General features: G+C 74.7%; 16 protein-coding genes. 14 read left to right on the top strand and 2 right to left on the bottom strand.

What is annotated here, in order from left to right; all coding sequences use genetic code 11:
• The first annotated feature begins 38 nt into the window (after window positions 1–38).
• Complete coding sequence (locus ACPFP2_RS18265; RefSeq protein WP_424090380.1) at window positions 39–1,355, top strand: MFS transporter; 1,317 nt, start codon at window positions 39–41, stop codon at window positions 1,353–1,355.
• Between the two features lie 9 nt (window positions 1,356–1,364).
• On the opposite strand, the gene ACPFP2_RS18260 is transcribed toward ACPFP2_RS18265, so the two are convergent.
• Complete coding sequence (locus ACPFP2_RS18260; RefSeq protein WP_424090379.1) at window positions 1,365–1,724, bottom strand: STAS domain-containing protein; 360 nt, start codon at window positions 1,722–1,724, stop codon at window positions 1,365–1,367.
• A 157-nt stretch (window positions 1,725–1,881) separates the two neighbouring features.
• Between ACPFP2_RS18260 and ACPFP2_RS18255 the strand changes: the two genes are divergently transcribed.
• The 12 genes from ACPFP2_RS18255 to ACPFP2_RS18200 all read left to right on the top strand — a co-directional run bounded on the left by ACPFP2_RS18255 (window position 1,882) and on the right by ACPFP2_RS18200 (window position 13,450).
• Entirely contained in the window at window positions 1,882–2,736 is an 855-nt protein-coding gene (locus ACPFP2_RS18255) for an STAS domain-containing protein (protein WP_424090378.1), read from the top strand.
• The gene (locus ACPFP2_RS18250) at window positions 2,736–3,152 is read left to right on the top strand and encodes an STAS domain-containing protein (RefSeq protein WP_424090377.1); all 417 of its coding nucleotides are present in this window, start codon (window positions 2,736–2,738) and stop codon (window positions 3,150–3,152) included. The genes ACPFP2_RS18255 and ACPFP2_RS18250 overlap by 1 nt, the downstream gene beginning before the upstream one ends.
• Entirely contained in the window at window positions 3,149–3,565 is a 417-nt protein-coding gene (locus tag ACPFP2_RS18245; protein ID WP_424090376.1) for an ATP-binding protein, read from the top strand. Before ACPFP2_RS18250 ends, ACPFP2_RS18245 begins: the two co-directional genes overlap by 4 nt.
• On the top strand, window positions 3,562–4,578 hold the full coding sequence (locus tag ACPFP2_RS18240; protein ID WP_424090375.1) for a SpoIIE family protein phosphatase: 1,017 nt from the start codon (window positions 3,562–3,564) through the stop codon (window positions 4,576–4,578). The genes ACPFP2_RS18245 and ACPFP2_RS18240 overlap by 4 nt, the downstream gene beginning before the upstream one ends.
• Complete coding sequence (locus ACPFP2_RS18235; RefSeq protein WP_424090374.1) at window positions 4,575–5,927, top strand: sensor histidine kinase; 1,353 nt, start codon at window positions 4,575–4,577, stop codon at window positions 5,925–5,927. The genes ACPFP2_RS18240 and ACPFP2_RS18235 overlap by 4 nt, the downstream gene beginning before the upstream one ends.
• Window positions 5,924–7,471, top strand: coding sequence for a SpoIIE family protein phosphatase (locus ACPFP2_RS18230; RefSeq protein ID WP_424090373.1), 1,548 nt, complete (start codon window positions 5,924–5,926; stop codon window positions 7,469–7,471). Before ACPFP2_RS18235 ends, ACPFP2_RS18230 begins: the two co-directional genes overlap by 4 nt.
• A gap of 225 nt (window positions 7,472–7,696) precedes the next feature.
• The gene (locus tag ACPFP2_RS18225) at window positions 7,697–8,002 is read left to right on the top strand and encodes a hypothetical protein (protein WP_424090372.1); all 306 of its coding nucleotides are present in this window, start codon (window positions 7,697–7,699) and stop codon (window positions 8,000–8,002) included.
• 32 nt (window positions 8,003–8,034) lie between these two features.
• A complete protein-coding gene (locus tag ACPFP2_RS18220) occupies window positions 8,035–8,571 on the top strand; it encodes a PadR family transcriptional regulator (protein WP_424090371.1) in 537 nt (178 codons plus the stop codon).
• On the top strand, window positions 8,568–9,269 hold the full coding sequence (locus ACPFP2_RS18215) for an ABC transporter ATP-binding protein (RefSeq protein WP_424090370.1): 702 nt from the start codon (window positions 8,568–8,570) through the stop codon (window positions 9,267–9,269). The genes ACPFP2_RS18220 and ACPFP2_RS18215 overlap by 4 nt, the downstream gene beginning before the upstream one ends.
• Window positions 9,266–10,786, top strand: coding sequence for an FtsX-like permease family protein (locus ACPFP2_RS18210; protein WP_424090369.1), 1,521 nt, complete (start codon window positions 9,266–9,268; stop codon window positions 10,784–10,786). Before ACPFP2_RS18215 ends, ACPFP2_RS18210 begins: the two co-directional genes overlap by 4 nt.
• A 112-nt stretch (window positions 10,787–10,898) precedes the next feature.
• On the top strand, window positions 10,899–11,321 hold the full coding sequence (locus tag ACPFP2_RS18205; RefSeq protein ID WP_424090368.1) for a hypothetical protein: 423 nt from the start codon (window positions 10,899–10,901) through the stop codon (window positions 11,319–11,321).
• A 2-nt stretch (window positions 11,322–11,323) separates the two neighbouring features.
• Entirely contained in the window at window positions 11,324–13,450 is a 2,127-nt protein-coding gene (locus ACPFP2_RS18200) for a bifunctional polysaccharide deacetylase/glycosyltransferase family 2 protein (protein WP_424090367.1), read from the top strand.
• 100 nt (window positions 13,451–13,550) lie between these two features.
• Here ACPFP2_RS18200 and ACPFP2_RS18195 read toward each other — a convergent pair whose 3' ends face one another.
• Window positions 13,551–15,662: a S9 family peptidase gene (locus ACPFP2_RS18195; protein WP_424090469.1), complete on the bottom strand. Its 2,112-nt coding sequence runs from the start codon at window positions 15,660–15,662 to the stop codon at window positions 13,551–13,553.
• Window positions 15,663–15,792: 130 nt separating this feature from the next.
• On the opposite strand from ACPFP2_RS18195, the gene ACPFP2_RS18190 reads away from it, so the two are divergent.
• On the top strand, window positions 15,793–17,169 hold the full coding sequence (locus ACPFP2_RS18190) for an FAD-binding oxidoreductase (protein ID WP_424090366.1): 1,377 nt from the start codon (window positions 15,793–15,795) through the stop codon (window positions 17,167–17,169).
• Window positions 17,170–17,200: the final 31 nt, after the last annotated feature.

Below are 17,200 nucleotides of genomic sequence, written 5' to 3'. Positions count from 1 at the left end.
CCTGCCGAAATTCATCCCATGATTGTAGGTTCGAGGTCATGACCCCGCCACCCACCGCCTGCGCCGAGGCTCCCGCCGGCGCCCGTACCGACGCCGTCGCGGTCGCGCCGACCGCCGACGTCACCCCCGGGCCCGCACCGGCGGCCGCCCCCACGGCGGCGTCGGGCCCGGCCACCGGTGGGCTGTTGGTGCTGGTCGGGATGCTGCTGGTCGCGCTCAACCTGCGCGCCGCCGTCACCAGCCTCGGCGCCCTCCTCGACGAGGTACGCACCGGGCTGGCGCTCTCCGGCACGATGGCCGGCTTCGTCACCACGCTGCCGACCATCGCCTTCGCCGCACTCGGCGCGCTCACCCCCTGGCTGGTCCGCCGCTGGCCGGCCGCCCGGGTGCTGATCCTCGCGATGATCGCCCTCGCCGTCGGCCAGGTGCTCCGGGTGCTCACCGACTCGGCGGTGGTCTTCGTGCTCACCAGCGCGCTCGCCCTGGCCGGCATCGCGGTGGCGAACATCCTGCTGCCGATGCTGGTCAAGCAGCACTTCCCGCACCGCACCGGGCTGGTCACCGGGGCGTACACGATGGCCCTGACCGTCGGCACGACGGTGGCCGCCGCCTCGGCGGTGCCGGTCGCCCACGCCTTCGGCTCCTGGCGGGCCGGGCTGGGCGTCTGGGCCGGGCTGGCGGCGGTGGCCGTACTCCCGTGGGTGCCGCTGGCGCTGCGGGCGCGCGCCGCCCGGCGGGCCGCGACCACGACGGCGGCACCCGCGCCCCGGGTGCGGATCCGGCCGGAGCGCACCCGGCTCGGCTGGGCGATGGCGGTCTACTTCGGGGCGCAGTCGCTCAGCGGGTACGCGATCATGGGCTGGCTGGCGCAGCTCTTCCGCGACGCCGGCTACCGCGCGGAGGCCGCCGGGCTGCTGCTGGCCGGGGTCACCGCGCTCGGCGTGCCGGTCGCGCTGCTGATGCCCACCCTGGCCGGCCGACTGCGGACCCTGCGCCCGCTGGTGCTCTCGCTGACCGCCTTCTCCGCGGCCGCCTACCTGGGCCTGGCCCTGGCGCCGCACGGGCCGGCGCCGCTGTGGGTGCTGCTGCTCGCCCTCGGGCAGGGCGCGTTCCCGCTGATCCTGACCACCATCGGCCTGCGGGCCCGCACCGCCGAGGGCACCGTCGCGCTCTCGGCGTTCGCGCAGAGCACCGGGTACGTGATCGCCGCGCTCGGCCCGCTGCTGGTCGGCATCCTCTACGAGACCACCGGAGGGTGGACCGCCCCGATCGGCTTCCTGCTCGGCGCGCTCGCCGTGCAGACGACCGCGGGCATGGTGATCGCCCGTCCCCGATTCATCGAGGACGAGCGCTGAGGGAACCGGTCAGGAGGAGGAGGCCGGCGTGGGGTCGCCCGCGACGGCCTGATCGACCGTCGGGTAGGTGTGCAGCACCTCGACCAGACCGCTGACCTCCAGGATGCGCAGCACCCCGCGCTGCGGGGCGGCCAGCCGCACCACGCCGCCGGCCTCGTCGCAGCTGTTCTTGGCGCGGACGAAGACCGACAGACCGGTCGAGTCGCAGAACGACACGTTCGCGAGGTCGAAGACGAGGCGGCTGCGGCCCTTGTCGAGCAGGTCGGTGATCTGGTCCTGCAGCTGCGGCGCGGTCGCCATGTCGAGCTCGCCCGCGACCGACACGACGACGACGTCGCCGCGCTGTTCCGTGTTCACCGTCAAGGACATTCGGACCTCCTGTTATCGGTGGAACGGTATCCCACGAACGGGGTCGTACGCAGAACGGGAGCCGGTTCCGGTGGGCCTGATCATTCCTTTGCCTCGCGGCAAGTAAGTCGGCAGGTCCCGGTGATAGAGTCCGCCCGTCCAGCTCAGAGGAGGGACCATGGCCCTGACCATCGAGGAAAGTGGCCGGCTCGTCGGCCTGCTGGTCGAGCACGCCGAGCGTGTCGTCCAGCGCTGGACGGAGACCGTAGCGGCGTCGCTGCGCGGCCGGCTCAGCCACGCGGAGTTGCGCCTCCAGGTGCAGGAACTGCACCGTAGCATGATCGAAGTCGGCGCCGAGGGGTTGACCGACGTCCAGTCCGAGCGCGCCACGGAGGTGCGGGCGGTGCTCGCCGAGCTCTCCCGCGGCCGGGCCCGGCAGGGCTTCTCCGCCACGGAGACGGCGATCAGCATCTATGCCCTCAAGGACGTGCTGGTCGAACTCGCCGAGTCCGGCGACGTGGAACTGCGCGACGTCATCGCCTTCAACGCCCTGATCGACCAGATGGGCCTGTTCACCTTCGAGACCTACGTGCAGACCCGCGAGGGGCTGATCGCCGACCAGGCCGAGCAGCTGCTCGAACTCTCCACCCCGGTGGTGAAGATCTGGGACGGCGTGGTGGCCGTGCCGCTGGTCGGCACGCTCGACTCGGCGCGCGCCCAGGTGGTGATGGAGCGGCTGCTGCAGACCCTGGTCGACACCGGCTCGCCGTACGCGATCATCGACATCACCGGTGTGCCGGCGGTGGACACCCAGGTCGCCCAGCACATCCTCAAGACGGTGGTGGCCGCCCGGCTGATGGGCGCCGACTGCATCATCTCCGGCATCCGGCCGCAGATCGCGCAGACCATCGTCGCCCTCGGCATCGAGTTCGGCGACATCGCCACCAAGGCCAGCCTGGCCGACGCGCTGCGCCACGTGCTGCGCCTCACCGGGGTCGAGACCGCCCGCCGCCACGCGCGCCGGGAGGCGTGATGGAGCGGGTGCCGGTCCTCAAGATCGGCGACATCCTGCTGGTCTCCATCCAGATCGACATGTCCGACCAGACGGCGGTCACCCTCCAGGAGGACCTCGCAGAGCGGATCGTCGCGACCGGCGCGCACGGCGTCATCATCGACATCACCGCGCTGGACATCGTCGACTCCTTCGTCGGGCGGATGCTCTCCACCATCGCCTCGATCTCCAAGGTGCTCGACGCCGAGACGGTGGTCGTCGGGATGCGGCCGGCGGTCGCCATCACCCTGGTCGAGCTGGGCCTGTCGCTCAACGGCATCCGGACCGCGCTGAACGTCGAGCGCGGCATGGAGCTGATCGCGGCGACCCGCGAGGACGACCTCGGCTTCGACGAGGCCGAGGACGCGGAGTCCGGATCGGCGGCGACATCCGCATGACCGCGGGCCTCGACCTGGGCCCCAAGGCGCAGGCGATCGGCAGCGACGAGGACGTCGTCCGGGTCCGACAGCTGGTGCGTACCGTGGCCGTGGCGGTGAAGCTCTCCCTGGTGGACCAGACCAAGCTGGTCACCGCCGCCAGCGAGCTGGCCCGCAACACCCTGATCTACGGCGGGGGCGGCAACGCCGAGGTCAGCGTCGTCGACGACGGGCGTCGCCGTGGCGTACGGATCGTCTTCGCCGACTCCGGTCCGGGCATCGCCGACCTCGACCTCGCGCTCACCGACGGTTACACCACCGGCGGTGGCCTCGGGCTCGGCCTCAGCGGCGCCCGCCGACTGTGCGACGAGTTCGACATCCGGACCGCCGTGGGAGAGGGCACCCGGATCACGGTGACCAAGTGGTCCCGGTGAGCGCCGAGACCGTCCCCGCGGCCGGCACCTGGTTCCGGGTCGAGTCCGGCAGCGCGGCGAGCGCCGTCCGCCGGGCCGCCGAGCGGCTCGGCACCCAACTCGGTCTCGGTGCGAACCGCGTCGCCGAGCTGGCCATCGTCACCGCCGAACTCACCAGCAACCTGGTCAAGCACGCCCAGGAGGGCGTCCTGCTGCTGCGCCCGGTACGGGCGGACGGCGAGGCCGGCGTGGAGCTGGTCGCCGTCGACGCGGGCCCCGGCATGGCCGACTTGACCGTCTCCTCCCGCGACGGCCACTCCACCACCGGCACCCTCGGCATCGGGCTGGGCGCCATCGCCCGGCAGGCGACCTGGTTCGACGCCTGGTCCCGGGTGGGCAAGGGCACCGTCACGACGGTGCAGGTGTGGCCGAAGGGGGTGCCCGCCCCGCCGGTCTGGGCGGCCGGGCTGACCCGGCCGATCACCGGTGAGCAGGTCAGTGGCGACGGCTACGCGGTACGGGTGGCCGAGGGACGGCACCAGACGCTGGCCTGCGACGGCCTCGGGCACGGGCCACTCGCCGGCGCCGCCGCCGAGGCCGCGCTGGCCGCGTTCCGCTCCGCGCCGGCCGTCCCACCCGCCGCCGTGGTCGGGCACCTGCACCGCTCGATGTCGCACACCCGGGGGGCGGCGTTGGCCGTGGCCGAACTGGACCCGTCGGCCGGCCTGCTGCGCTACGCCGGGATCGGCAACATCGCCGGGGTCGTCCTCGGCCCGGACGACGGCCGGAAGGGACTGGTCTCGCTGCCCGGCATCGCCGGACACCAGCGGCCGGTGATCCGGGAGTACGACTACCCCTTCCCGGCGGGCGCGACCCTGGTCATGCACAGTGACGGGGTGGTCGACCGCTGGCGGATCGAGGACTACCCGGGGCTGACCCGCCGGTCGCCGCTCGTGGTCGCCGCCACCCTGCTGCGCGACGCCGGTGTCCGCCGCGACGACGCGTGCGTGCTGGTGGCGAGGACGCCGGCATGAACCGGCCCGAGCCGCTCCTGCGGATGGCGCTCCGGGTCGAGCAGGACATCTTCACCGTCCGGCAGCGGGGCCGGGAGGTCGCCGACGCCGTCGGGCTGGAGCACCAGGACCAGATCCGGGTCGCCACCGCGCTCAGCGAGGTCGCCCGCGACCTGTTGCGTACCGCCGAGGGGGCGGACGTCGCCTTCTTCGTGGTGGACCGCCCGGACGGTCGTACCGCCCTGCAGATCGACCTGTCCCCCGCGCGTCCGCTGCCCGGCGACCGGTACGAGCCGCAGTCCGGCGCGGTGGCGCGCCTGGTGGACACCCTGGGCGTGACCCGCCCGGAGGGCGATACGGTCGTGAGGATGTCCCGACGTGTCCCGGCCACCGCCCAGGCGCTGACCGCCGCGCGGCTGGCCGAGCTCCGCGCCGAGCTCGGGCACACCGCCCCGGCCAGCGCCCTGGACGAGTTCGCCACGCAGAACGAGCAGCTCATCGCCGCGCTGGACGAGGTGCGCAGCCAACGCGACGAGCTGGCCGTGCTCAACTCGGAGCTGGAGGAGACCAACCGGGGCGTGATGGCGCTCTACACCCAGCTCTCCGAGGAGCTGGAGGAGACCAACCGGGGCGTGGTGGCGCTCTACGCCGAGCTGGAGGAGAAGTCGGCCCAGCTGCGGGCGGCGAGCGAGTCGAAGAGCCGCTTCCTGGCCAACGTCAGCCACGAGCTGCGCGCCCCGGTGACCGCGATCATCGGGCTGGGCCGGCTGCTCACCGACTCCGCCTCCGACCCGCTCACCACCGAGCAGTCCGAGCAGGTGGAGCTGATCCGCTCCTCCGCCGCGGACCTGCTCTCGCTGGTCAACGACCTGCTCGACCTCGCCAAGGCGGAGTCCGGGCGGATCGAGCCGGAGTGGGCGGACGTCGACCTGCGGGCGGTCTTCGGGCAGTTGCGCGGCACGCTGCGGGCGCTGACCGCCCGGTCGACCGTGGAGCTGGTGGTGGAGGACCCGCCCGCGCCGGCCGTGCTCCGCTCCGACGAGGTGCTGTTGTCGCAGGTGCTGCGCAACCTGCTGCACAATGCGCTCAAGTTCACCGAGCGGGGCGAGGTGCGGATGCGCGCGGAGCGGGACGGGGACCGGTGGCGGCTCTCGGTCTCCGACACCGGTGTGGGCATCCCCGCCGAGCTGCACGATCGGATCTTCGAGGAGTTCTACCAGGCGCCGGGGACCACCCGGATCGGCGGCACCGGCCTCGGCCTGCCGTACGCCCGGCGGTTGGTGACGCTGCTCGGCGGCGCCCTGGAGCTGACCAGCGAGCCCGGCCGGGGCAGCACCTTCACGGTCGTCCTGCCGGCGGACGGGGAGTGACGGTGGTCGGCGACCAGGCGACCGTGCTGGTGGTCGACGACAGTCGCACCAAGCGCTACCTGCTGGTCAGCTGGTTGACCCGGGCCGGCTTCGACGTCCGCGAGGCGGAGACCGGCACGGAGGCGCTGGAGCGGGTCGGGGCGGACCCGGCGATCGACCTGGTGGTGCTCGACGTCCGGCTGCCCGACCTGAGCGGCTTCGAGGTCTGCGAGCGGATCAAGGCGGACCATCCGGCGTTGCCGGTGATCCACGTGTCCGCGCACGCCGTCGACACGGTGGACCGTACCCAGGGTCTGACCCGGGGCGCGGACGCGTACCTGGCGGAGCCGATCGAGCCGGAGGAGCTGGTCGCCACCACGCACGCGGTGCTCCGCTACTACCAGGCGCGGCAGCGGGCCGAGCTGCTCGCCGAGCGGTTGACCGGGCTGGCCGACACCACCGTCGCGGTGCACGCCGCCCCGAACTTCGCCCGCCTGCTGGAGGCGGCGGCGGCCGGCGCGGCGCAGATCTTCAAGAGCCCGGCGGCGGTCGTCGCCGAGACCTTCGACGGCGAGTGTCTGGCCGGTGTGGTCACCGCGCCGGGCGCCGTGCCGGCGATCGTGCCGTGGGTGGTCGACGACACGGGCGTGCCGAAGGGCGCCACGGTACGGGTGGACGATCCGGCGCAGTGGGCGTTGGTGTCGTGGCCGGCTCGGGACACGGTGACCGTGGCGGCGGCCAGGCTGCGCGACGACCGGGCCCCGCTCTACGTGGTGGTGCCGACGGCGACCCAGACCAAGCGGACGCCGGTGCTGGTGCAGCTCGCCCAGGCGGTGGCGTCGGCGGTGGAGGCGCAGCGCTCCTTCGACGAGGAGCACCGGATCGCGGTCACCCTCCAGCGCAGCCTGCTGCCCCGGCGGCTGCCCGAGGTCGCCGGCCTCGACCTTGCCGTCCGGTACGAGCCGGCCAGCGCCCAGACCGAGGTGGGCGGGGACTTCTACGAGCTGGTGATGCTCGACGGGCACCTGTTGGTGGCGATCGGGGACGTGGCCGGCCACTCGCTGCACGCGGCGACCGTGATGGCCGAGCTGCGGCACGCGGTGCGGGCGTACGCGGTGGAGGGCCACCAGCCCGGGGTGATCCTGCACCGGCTCAACGAGCTGATGCGCACGCTGCTGCGCAACGAGCTGGCCACCCTCTGCCTGCTGCTGCTGCACCCGCCCACCGGCCGGATCCGGCTGGCCAGCGCGGGGCACCTGCCGGCACTGGTCAGCGGCGACGGCCGGGTGGAGTTCGTCCAGCACTCCGCGCCGCTGCTCGGGGTCCGCGCCGAACGCCCCGAGGACCTGGAGTTCACCCTGCCGGCCGGGTCGACCCTGGTGCTCTACACGGACGGGCTGATCGAGCGGCGCGACGCCACCATCGACGAGGGGCTGGCCGCGCTCGCCGTCTGTGCCGCCCGGGTGGACGACGACCTGGACCGGTTCTGCCAGCGGCTGCTGCTCGAGCTGGCCCCGCCGGAGATCCACGACGACGTCGCCGTGGTCGCCGTCCGCCGCCGCTGACGCCGGGCTGCCTGTCGCCGGTCACCGGACGGACGTCTGGCCAGCTTACACAGCGTGAGGTTGGCGCGTTGCTGCGGTGGGGTCGGTCGTCTCCTTTGCTCTGCACCCACGGACGCGCCACCTCGATGAGCTGCCCGTACTCGCGGCGGCAGAATTCGGCGCAGCAATGGTCGCGTCACTCCTGGTCACCGGCGCGTCGGTGGCAGCAGAGCAGTGGGAGACGCCGTGGTCAGCGCAGCGAGCGGGCGTACGCGGCGGGTCTCGCCCGGCATGGGGCTGCCGCAGTCGACCGTCGGCCTGATGGGGGTGATCGACCTGACCGTGCACGGCTGGGACCTGGCCCGGGCCACCGGCCTGCCGTACGAGCCGGCGGCCGAGGCCGTGGCGGCGGGGCACCGGTTCATGGACGAGACGGGACCGATGGGCCGGCAGATGGGCGCGTTCGGCCCGGAGGTGGCCACCGGGGCCGGCTGCACCGAACTGGACCGGCTGCTCGGCCGGGCCGGGCGGGACCCGGGCTGGAGCGCTTGACGGCAGCTATTCACTGAATGAATAGTGAGCGGGTGTCCACGACGCACGTCCTGCTCGGGCTGCTCGCCGCCGGCAACCGGCACGGGTACGACCTGAAGCGTGCCCACGACACCCGGCTGCCCCGGGCCCGGCCACTGGCCTTCGGGCAGGTCTACGCGACCCTCGGCCGGCTCGCCCGGGACGGGCTCGTGGTGGCCACCGGCCTGGAGCGCGAGGCCGGCCCCGACCGGACCGCCTACGCGCTCACCGGCCGGGGCCGGGAGGAACTCGACGCCTGGCTCGCCGCCGTCGAGCCGCCCGCGCCGTACGTCACCAGCACGCTCTTCACCAAGGTCGTGGTGGCGCTGCTGGTCGCCGACGTGGACACCGCCCGGGCGTACCTGGTCGCCCAGGCACGGGCCCACACCGACCGGCTGCGCGAGCTGACCGCCACCAAGACGGCGCCGACGGCCACCCTCGACGACGTCGTCGCGGCCGACTACGCCATCGTCCACCTCGACGCCGACCTGAGGTGGCTGCGGACCACCCTGGACCGCGTCGCCGACTGGCACCGGGAGGTGCACCCGTGACGCAACTCGCGGCCCGCGGCGTGGTGAAGGCGTACGGCCCGACACCCGCCCTGCGCGGCGTCACCCTCGACGTCGCCGAGGGCGAGATCGTCGCCGTCACCGGCCCCAGCGGCTGCGGCAAGTCCACCCTGCTGCACTGCCTCGCCGGGATCCTGCGTCCCGACGCCGGGCAGGTCACCTGGCGGGGCGAACGGATCGACACCTGGTCCGAGGCGGCCCGCTCGAAGCTGCGGCGCACCGAGTTCGGGGTGCTGTTCCAGTTCGGTCAGCTCGTCGCCGAGCTGACCGCGGCGGAGAACGTCGCCCTCCCGCTGCTTCTCGCCGGCACGGGGCGGCGGGAGGCGCGGGCGGCGGCGCTCGCCTGGCTGGAACGGCTCGACGTGGCCGACGTCGCCGACGCCCGGCCCGGTGCGATGTCCGGCGGGCAGCAGCAGCGGTGCGCGCTGGCCCGGGCCCTGGTCGCCGAGCCCCGGGTGCTCTTCGCCGACGAGCCGACCGGCGCGCTGGACACGCTCACCGGCGAACAGGTCCTCACCCAGTTGGTCCGCCTCGCCCGGCAGCAGCGCACCAGCGTCGTGCTGGTCACCCACGAACCCCGGATCGCCGCGTACGCCGACCGGGAGGTGATGCTCCGCGACGGCGTCGTGGACACCACCGGGCTGGGGCTGGACCGGCCGTTCGCCGGAGAGCGCCGGTGAGACCGGGCACCCTGCTCCGGCTCGCCCTGGCCGGCAGCCGGACCGACGTCGTACGGGTGGTGCTGACCACGCTCAGCGCCGTCCTGGCCACCCTCGCCGGGCTGGCCGCGCTCACCGTGCTGGCCATCCCCACCCCGCCCGGGGGCGACCCGTACGCCCAGTCGGAGCAGTACGCCAGCGCCCTGCTCCGCGAGCCGGGGCTGCGCGGCGGCACCGCGTTCGCGCTGCTGCTGCTCACCATCCCGGTACTGGCGCTGGCCGGGCAGTGCGCCCGGCTCGGCGCCCCGGCGCGGGACCGGCGGCTCGCCGCGCTCCGGCTGGCCGGGGCGACCCCCGGGCAGGTGACCCGGATCGCGATCGCCGAGACCGGGCTGGCCGGCCTGCTCGGCACGCTGCTCGGGCTGGCGGCGTACCTGGGCGGGCGGGCGCTGCTCCACCGGCCGGACGCGCGGGGGCAGTTGCCGCTGCCCACCGACGTGCTGCCGTCGACCGGGGCGATCCTGGCGGTGGTGCTCGGGCTGCCGCTGCTCGCCGCGCTGGCCGGCGCACTGCTGCTGCGCCGGGTGAGCGCCACCCCGTTCGGCGTGGTGCGCCGCGCGGCCCGGGAACGCCCGCCCGGCCCCTGGGCCGGCGTGCTCATCCTGGGCGGGCTGGCCGCGATCGCCGCCATCGGCCCGGTGCAGGACTGGTACCGGGACCACCACCGGGAGCAGCCCGTGCTGCTGCTCCCGTCGCTGCTGCTCCTCGGCGGGCTGGCCGCCACGCTCGGGGTGGTCGTCGGGACCGGGTGGCTGTCGTACACGGCCGGGCGGCTGCTGCACCGGTCCGCCCGGCGGCCCGACACGCTGCTGGCGGCCGGTCGGCTGACCGCCGACCCGTGGGCCGGCAGCCGCACCTTCGCCGCCCTGCTGGCCGCCGTGATCGTCGGCGGTGGCGCGGCCGGGGTGCGGGCCGGCATCAGTGCCGACCTGGAGGTGGGCCGGCGCACCGGGGCGGGCATCGCCGGCGACGACGACTTCTACCTCGGCACCCTCGACCTGGTCGACCTGGCCGTCGGAGTCGCCCTGCTGATCGCCGGCGGGGGCCTGGTCGTCGCGCTGGTCGAGCAGATCGCCGCCCGGCGGCGCGCGAACGCGGCCCTGGTCGCCACCGGGGTGCCCCGGGCCACCATCGGCCGGTCCATCGCCTGGCAGGCGTTCGCCCCGGCGGTGCCGGCCGTGGCCGTCGCGCTCACCGTCGGTCTGCTGCTCGGCCGGGCGGTCACCGGGGGCGGCAGCAGGCAGGGCGGGTACGCCCAGGAGATCTGCGACGCCGGCACGCTCTGCGACGACCCGGCCACCCGGGCGGCGTACACCCGCACCGAGTGGGTGCCCGAGGTGAGCGTCGCGCCCGACGTACCGCTGGCGCAGTTGGCCGGGGTCGGTGCCGGCGCCCTGGTCGCGGTGCTGATCACGGTCGGTGTCGGCCTGCTCTTCCTGCGCGCCAGCACGGCGGTGGAGGAACTGCGGGCCGGCTGAGACGTAACGGTCCGTGGTGGGCCGTCGCTGATGACTGCGGAGGCCCGAGGGGCCCCGCCCCCGGCGTGGACGTTCCCGGGCGGCGGCAGCACGGCGATCGGGAGATCACCAGATGCACAACCAGCCGGGCGGTGCCCCGCCGGTGTTCGTCGACCGGACCGGCCGGCGGCGCCGGATCACCGTCGTCGCCGGCACCGCAATGGGCCTCGGGCTGCTCACCAGCCTCGGCCTGATCCTGGCCGGGCTGTTCGGGGACACCAGCGTCCCGCTGCCCGGCTGGACCGACCCCAAGGCGCGGCCGCCGGTCGAGGCGGGCATCGACGGCCTCGACGAGTTCGGTCAGCCCGCCCGCCCGACAGCGCGACCCCGGCCGGTGACCGACACCGCCGTGCCGTCGCCCACGGCCACCCGGACGACGGCGCCGGCCCCCGCCGCGCCGACCGCCGCCGCGCCGTCGGTCACCGACACCGTCCCCGGCCAGGGTGACGAACGCCGGACGGTCAAGCCCAGCCGCACCCCGGGCAAGCCCCACTGACCATGGCGCGACACGTCGCCCGCCGCGACCCGCGGGCCCACTGGGTGCTCCTGCTGCTCGGCCTGCTCCTGCTGCTCGCCGCGCTGACCGTCAACGGCATGGTCACCGGGATCGACGGCGGCAGCGGCCCGTCCGCCGCCCAGGCCGGGCCGGCGCCCGAGGAGGCCACCGGCGCCGGCCCGGTGCTGCGGCTGGACCAGGCCCGGCCGGTCAGCCGGCGGATGCCGGACCGGACCGTCGCGCTCACCTTCGACGACGGCCCGGATCCGCAGTGGACGCCGCAGGTGCTCGACGTGCTGCGCCGGCACCGCGCGCACGCCACCTTCTTCGTGGTCGGCTCCCGGGTCAACGACCACCCGGAACTGGTCCGGCGGATCCTCGACGAGGGACACGAGCTGGGCTCGCACACCTACACCCACGCCGACCTCGGCACGGTCCCGGTGTGGCGGGCCGAGCTGGAGCTGTCGCTGACCCGCAAGGCGGTCGCCGCGGCCACCGGGCGCGACGTGACCCTGCTGCGGGCCCCCTACTCGTCCACCACCGACACCCTCGACACCGCCCTGTACGACGCGCTGCGCCGCGCCGCCGGCACCGGCCACGTGGCCGTCCTCGCCGACCTCGACGCCAAGGACTGGAAGCGGCCCGGCGTACCGGCGATCGTCCGCGCGGCCACCCCGCCGCCCGGCCGGGGCGCGGTGGTGCTCATGCACGACGGCGGCGGCGACCGGAGCCAGACCGTCGCCGCCCTGGACCAGCTCCTCACCCGGCTGTCGGCGCAGGACTACCGGTTCACCGGGATCTCCGAGGGGATCGACGCCCCGCCGTCGACCGTCCCCGCGTCGGCCGGCACCCGGCTCGGCGGGTACGCCCTGCGCTGGACCCAGACCGGCGCGGAGTGGGCGGCCACCGGCATGAACGTGCTGCTCGCCGTCGCGCTGCTGCTCGGCATCGCCCGGCTGGCCGTGCAGGTCGCCTGCGCGCAGCTGCACGTGCGCCGGGTCCGTCGCCCGTACGGGCCGCGCCGGATGGTCGACGCGCCGGTCTCGGTGATCGTGCCCGCGTACAACGAGGCCGCGAACATCGCCGCGACCGTCCGGTCGCTGGTCTCCAGCGCCTACCCGGCGCTGGAGGTGATCGTGGTGGACGACGGCTCCAGCGACGGCACCGCCGACATCGTGCAGCGGATGCGGCTGCGCGGGGTGCGGGTCATCCGCCAGGCCAACGCCGGCAAGCCAGCCGCGCTCAACACCGGCATCCGGGCCGCCCGGGCGAACCTGCTGGTGCTGGTCGACGGGGACACCGTCTTCCAGCCGGACACCGTGCACCGGCTGGTGCAGGGCTTCGCCGACCCGACGGTCGGCGCGATCTCCGGCAACACGAAGGTCGCCAACCGGCGCCGGCTGCTCGGCCGCTGGCAGCACCTGGAGTACGTGATCGGCTTCAACCTCGACCGCCGGATGTACGACGTGCTGGAGTGCATGCCGACCATCCCCGGAGCGATCGGCGCGTTCCGCCGGGAGGTGCTGCTCGCCGTCGGCGGCGTCCCCTCCGACACCCTCGCCGAGGACACCGACCTGACCATGAAGGTGCTCCGGGCCGGCTGGCGCGTGGTGTACGAGGAGGGCGCGATCGCCTGGACCGAGGCGCCCTCGTCGCTGCGGCAGCTCTGGCGGCAGCGGTACCGCTGGTGCTACGGCACCATGCAGGCGATGTGGAAGCACCGGCACGCGCTGCGCGAGCCGGGGGCCGGCGGCAAGCTCGGCCGGCGCGGCCTGCCGTACCTGACCGTGTTCCAGATCGTGCTGCCGTTGGCCGCCCCCGCGGTCGACGTGTACGCCGTCTACGGGCTGCTCTTCCTGCCCTGGTCGACGCTCGTGCTGGCCTGGGTGGGGCTGCTCCTGCTCCAGGGGTTGACGGCCGCGTACGCCCTGCGACTGGACGGCGAACGTTACGGTCCGCTCTGGTCGCTGCCGTTGCAGCAGCTGGTCTACCGGCAGGTGATGTACCTGGTGGTGGTGCAGTCGGCGGTCACCGCCATGATCGGCAACCGGCTGCGCTGGCAGCGGATGGTCCGTACCGGTGAGGTGGCGGCCCTGGTCGACGCGCGCCCGCCGGGCCAACCGGTCTGACCATCGACGTCGGGGCCGGGCGGATGCTCGACCGCCCGGCCCTCGTCCGCGTCGGTCGTCCCGTCGCCGCCGGACGGTGCGGTGGCGGCGCGGTTCGCGGTCAGGCCCGGCCCAGCCGGTCCAGGATCCAGGCGTTGATGAACGCCTCCTCGCGCCAGGCGTCGTACCGGCCGCTCGGGCCGCCGTGCCCGGCCCCCATCTCGGTCTTGAGCAGGTAGTCGCCCTGCGGGGACACCGCACGCAGCCGGGCGATCCACTTCGCCGGCTCGTGGTAGAGCACCCGGGTGTCGTTGAGGCTGGTCACCGCGAGGATCGCCGGGTAGTCGACGGGGGCCACGTTCTCGTACGGGGTGTACGACTTCATGTACGCGTACACCTCCGGGTCCGCGAGCGGGTTGCCCCACTCCTCCCACTCGGTGACCGTCAACGGCAGCGACGGGTCGAGGATCGAGGTGAGCGCGTCCACGAAGGGCACCTGCGCGACGATCCCGCGGAAGGCGTCCGGGGCGAGGTTGGCGACCGCGCCCATCAGCAGCCCGCCGGCCGAGGCGCCCCGGGCGACCAGCCGGTCGCTCGCCGTCCAGCCGGCCTTGACCAGGTGCCGGGCGCAGGCCACGAAGTCGGTGAAGGTGTTCTTCTTGGCCAGCAGCTTGCCCTCGTCGTACCAGCGCCGGCCCAGCTCACCGCCGCCCCGGATGTGCGCCACGGCGAAGATGACCCCCCGGTCGAGCAGGGAGAGCCGGGCGATCGAGAACCACGGGTCCATGCTCGCCTCGTACGAGCCGTACCCGTAGATGACGCACGGCGCGGAGCCGTCGCGCGGGGTGTCCTTCCGGCAGACCAGCGAGATCGGCACCCGGGTGCCGTCGTCGGCGAGCGCCCAGTCGCGGTGCTGCTCGTAGTCGGCGGGGTCGTACGCCCGGCCGTCCGGCCCGGGGCGGACCGGCTTCTGCCGGCGCAGCACCATCTGCCGGGTGACCAGGTCGTAGTCGTACACCGAGTCGGGGGTGACCAGCGAGGTGTAGCGCAGCCGGATCTCCCGGGTGCGGTACTCCGGGTTGGCGTCCAGCCCGACGCTGTAGATCGGCTCGGGGAAGTCGATGTCCCACTCGTCGCCGCCACCGATCGGGAGGACCCGCAGCCCGGTCAGGCCGTTGGCGCGCAGCGAGACGACGAGGTGGTTCTCGAAGGCGTCGACCGCCTCCAGCCGGGTGCCGGGGGAGTGGTCGATCAGCGGCACCCAGTCGCCCGGGGCGTCCGCCGAGGTCCAGGCCAGCGCGAAGTCCTCCGCGCCGTCGTTGTGCAGGATCAGGAAGCGGTGGCCATGGTGCTCGAGCGAGTACTCGACGCCCTGCCGGCGCGGGGCGACGACGGCCGGCTCGCCGGTCGGGTTGCCGGCCGGGATCACCCGGACCTCGCTGGTGACCTTGCTGTGGATGTCGACGACCACGAAGCGCTCGGAGCGAGTCAGCTCGACGCCGACCCAGAACCGCTCGTCGTCCTCGGAGTGGACCACCACGTCCTCGCCCGACGGGGTGCCGACGACGTGCCGCCACACCCGGTTCGGTCGCCACGCCTCGTCCACGGTGACGTAGAAGAGCACCGAGGCGTCGGTGGACCAGGCGGTGCCGTAGAAGGTGTCGGGCACCTCGTCGGCGAGCAGCTCGCCGGTGCTCAGGTCCTTGATCCGCAGGGTGAACCGCTCGTCGCCGCTGAAGTCCGTCGAGTACGCCAGCCGGCGCCCGTCCGGGCTGACGTCGAACGCGCCGAGGGCGAAGAAGTCGTGCCCCTCGGCGAGCAGGTTGCCGTCGAGCAGCACCTCCTCGCCGTCCAGCGGTGCGCCGTCCGCGCTGACCGGTGGGGTGGTCTCGCCGTCGCGGACCGCCCGGCGGCAGTGCACGCCGTACTGCTGGCCCTCGACCGTGCGGGTGTAGTACCAGTACCCGCCCTTGCGGGTGGGCACCGTCAGGTCCGTCTCCTGGGTGCGCCGGCGGGTCTCCTCGAACAGCTCCGCGCGCAGCCCGTCCAGGTGCGCCGTGCGGGACTCGGTGTACGCGTTCTCGGCGGTCAGGTGGGCGATGGTCTCCGGGTCGTCCTTGGCGGCGAGCCAGGCGTACTCGTCGACGACGGTGTCGCCGTGGTGGGTGCGCTCGGCGGGCACCCGCTTGGCGACGGGCGCGGGCGACGGCTCCGGGTCGGGGCGCGGCGTCAGACGCGCCGAGCTGGAGTTGTCGGAAGTCTCGGTGGTCACGGCGTCACGTTACCGGCCGGCCGCCGTCCACGGCGCGGCCTCGTCGTCCGACTTGCCGCCGCATCGTTCGAACATGTGTACGATGACCGCCATGGCGGCAGCAGCGCGTTCCACCGGTGCAGCGGAGATCACCCGACGGCTGGCCTCGATCTGCGGCCCGTCCTTCGCCCGCTTCGCGGGGGCCGCCGACGAGGTGGCCGGGCGGGCGGCCCGCTGGGTGGCCGTCCCCGGCGGCCCGGAGGCGACGGCCGAGGTGCTGCGGCTGGCGGCCCGGCACGACCTGACCGTGGTCCCCCGGGGCGCCGGCACGAAGATCGACTGGGGGGCCGCCCCCGCGCGGGTCGACATCATGCTGGACACCGGCCGGCTCGCCGGGATCGGCCACCAGCCGGCCGGGTCACCGGTCGTCGAGATCGGGGCCGGCACGCCGCTGCGCGCGGTCCAGGCCGTGCTCGAACGCACCGGCCGCCGGCTGCCGCTGGATCCGCCCTCGCCCGGGGCCACCCTCGGCGGGGTGCTCGCCGCCGACGAGGCCGGCCCGCTGCGCCACCGCCACGGCACCGCGTGCGAGCAGCTCGTCGGCCTGCGCTGGCTGGACGCCGACGGCGAACTGGTCGGCGCCGGGGTGGGGCCGGCCGAGCTGTCCGCCGGGGCGGCGCCGGTCGGGCTGGACGTGGGCCGACTGCTCTGCGGCTCGCAGGGCGGGCTGGGGGTGCTCGTCTCGGCCACGGTGCGGGCGCACGCCGTGCCGGCCAGCCGGATCTGGGTGATCCGTCCGGTGTGGACGCCGCTGGAGGTGCACGACCTGATCCGCGCGGTGCTCGCCGCCCGGCTCGACCCGGCCGCGATCGAGCTGGACCTGCCGGCGACCGGCACCCGGCCGGCCCGGCCGATGGATCCGGCCCGCGCGGCGGCCCGCGCCGCCCACCCGTCGATGGCGGGGCGGCGGGAGGTGCCGGCCCGGGTCGGGTCGGGCACCCTGGCGGTCCTGCTGGAGGGTGGCCCGGCCGACGTGGCGGAGCGGGTCGACCGGCTGGTGGCGCTCTTCGGCGGCGAGGCGAGCGTGGACAACGCCGCCCCGCCCTGGTGGCGCAGCTACCCGTTCGGGCCGGGGGACACCGCGCTGCGCATCGAGGTGCCGATGACCGACCTGCACGCCGCCGTCTACGCGCTGCGCGACGCGGCCGGCGCCCCCGTCCCGGTACGCGGCTCCGCCGGCCTCGGCGTGCTGCACGCGGCCCTGCCCGGCACGCTGCCCGGGGAGCGGGTCGCCTCGATCCTCGCCGCCGTGCGCGGGGTGCTGCTCGCGCGGCGCGGGCGGTGCGTGGTGGTCGCCGCACCCCCGACCGTACGGCGGCAGATCGACGTGTGGGGCGAGGCGGCCGTGATCCCCCGGCTCCGGGCGGCGAAGGACCACCTCGACCCGCACCGCCGGCTGGCGCCGGGGCGGCTGCCCGGCGGCCTCTGAGCCACCGGGCCGGCGACGCGGGAGCCGGGCG

The organism is Micromonospora citrea (assembly GCF_049629545.1).
Classification (GTDB): domain Bacteria; phylum Actinomycetota; class Actinomycetes; order Mycobacteriales; family Micromonosporaceae; genus Micromonospora; species Micromonospora citrea_A.
This window is presented reverse-complemented; position numbering and strand designations above follow the sequence as displayed.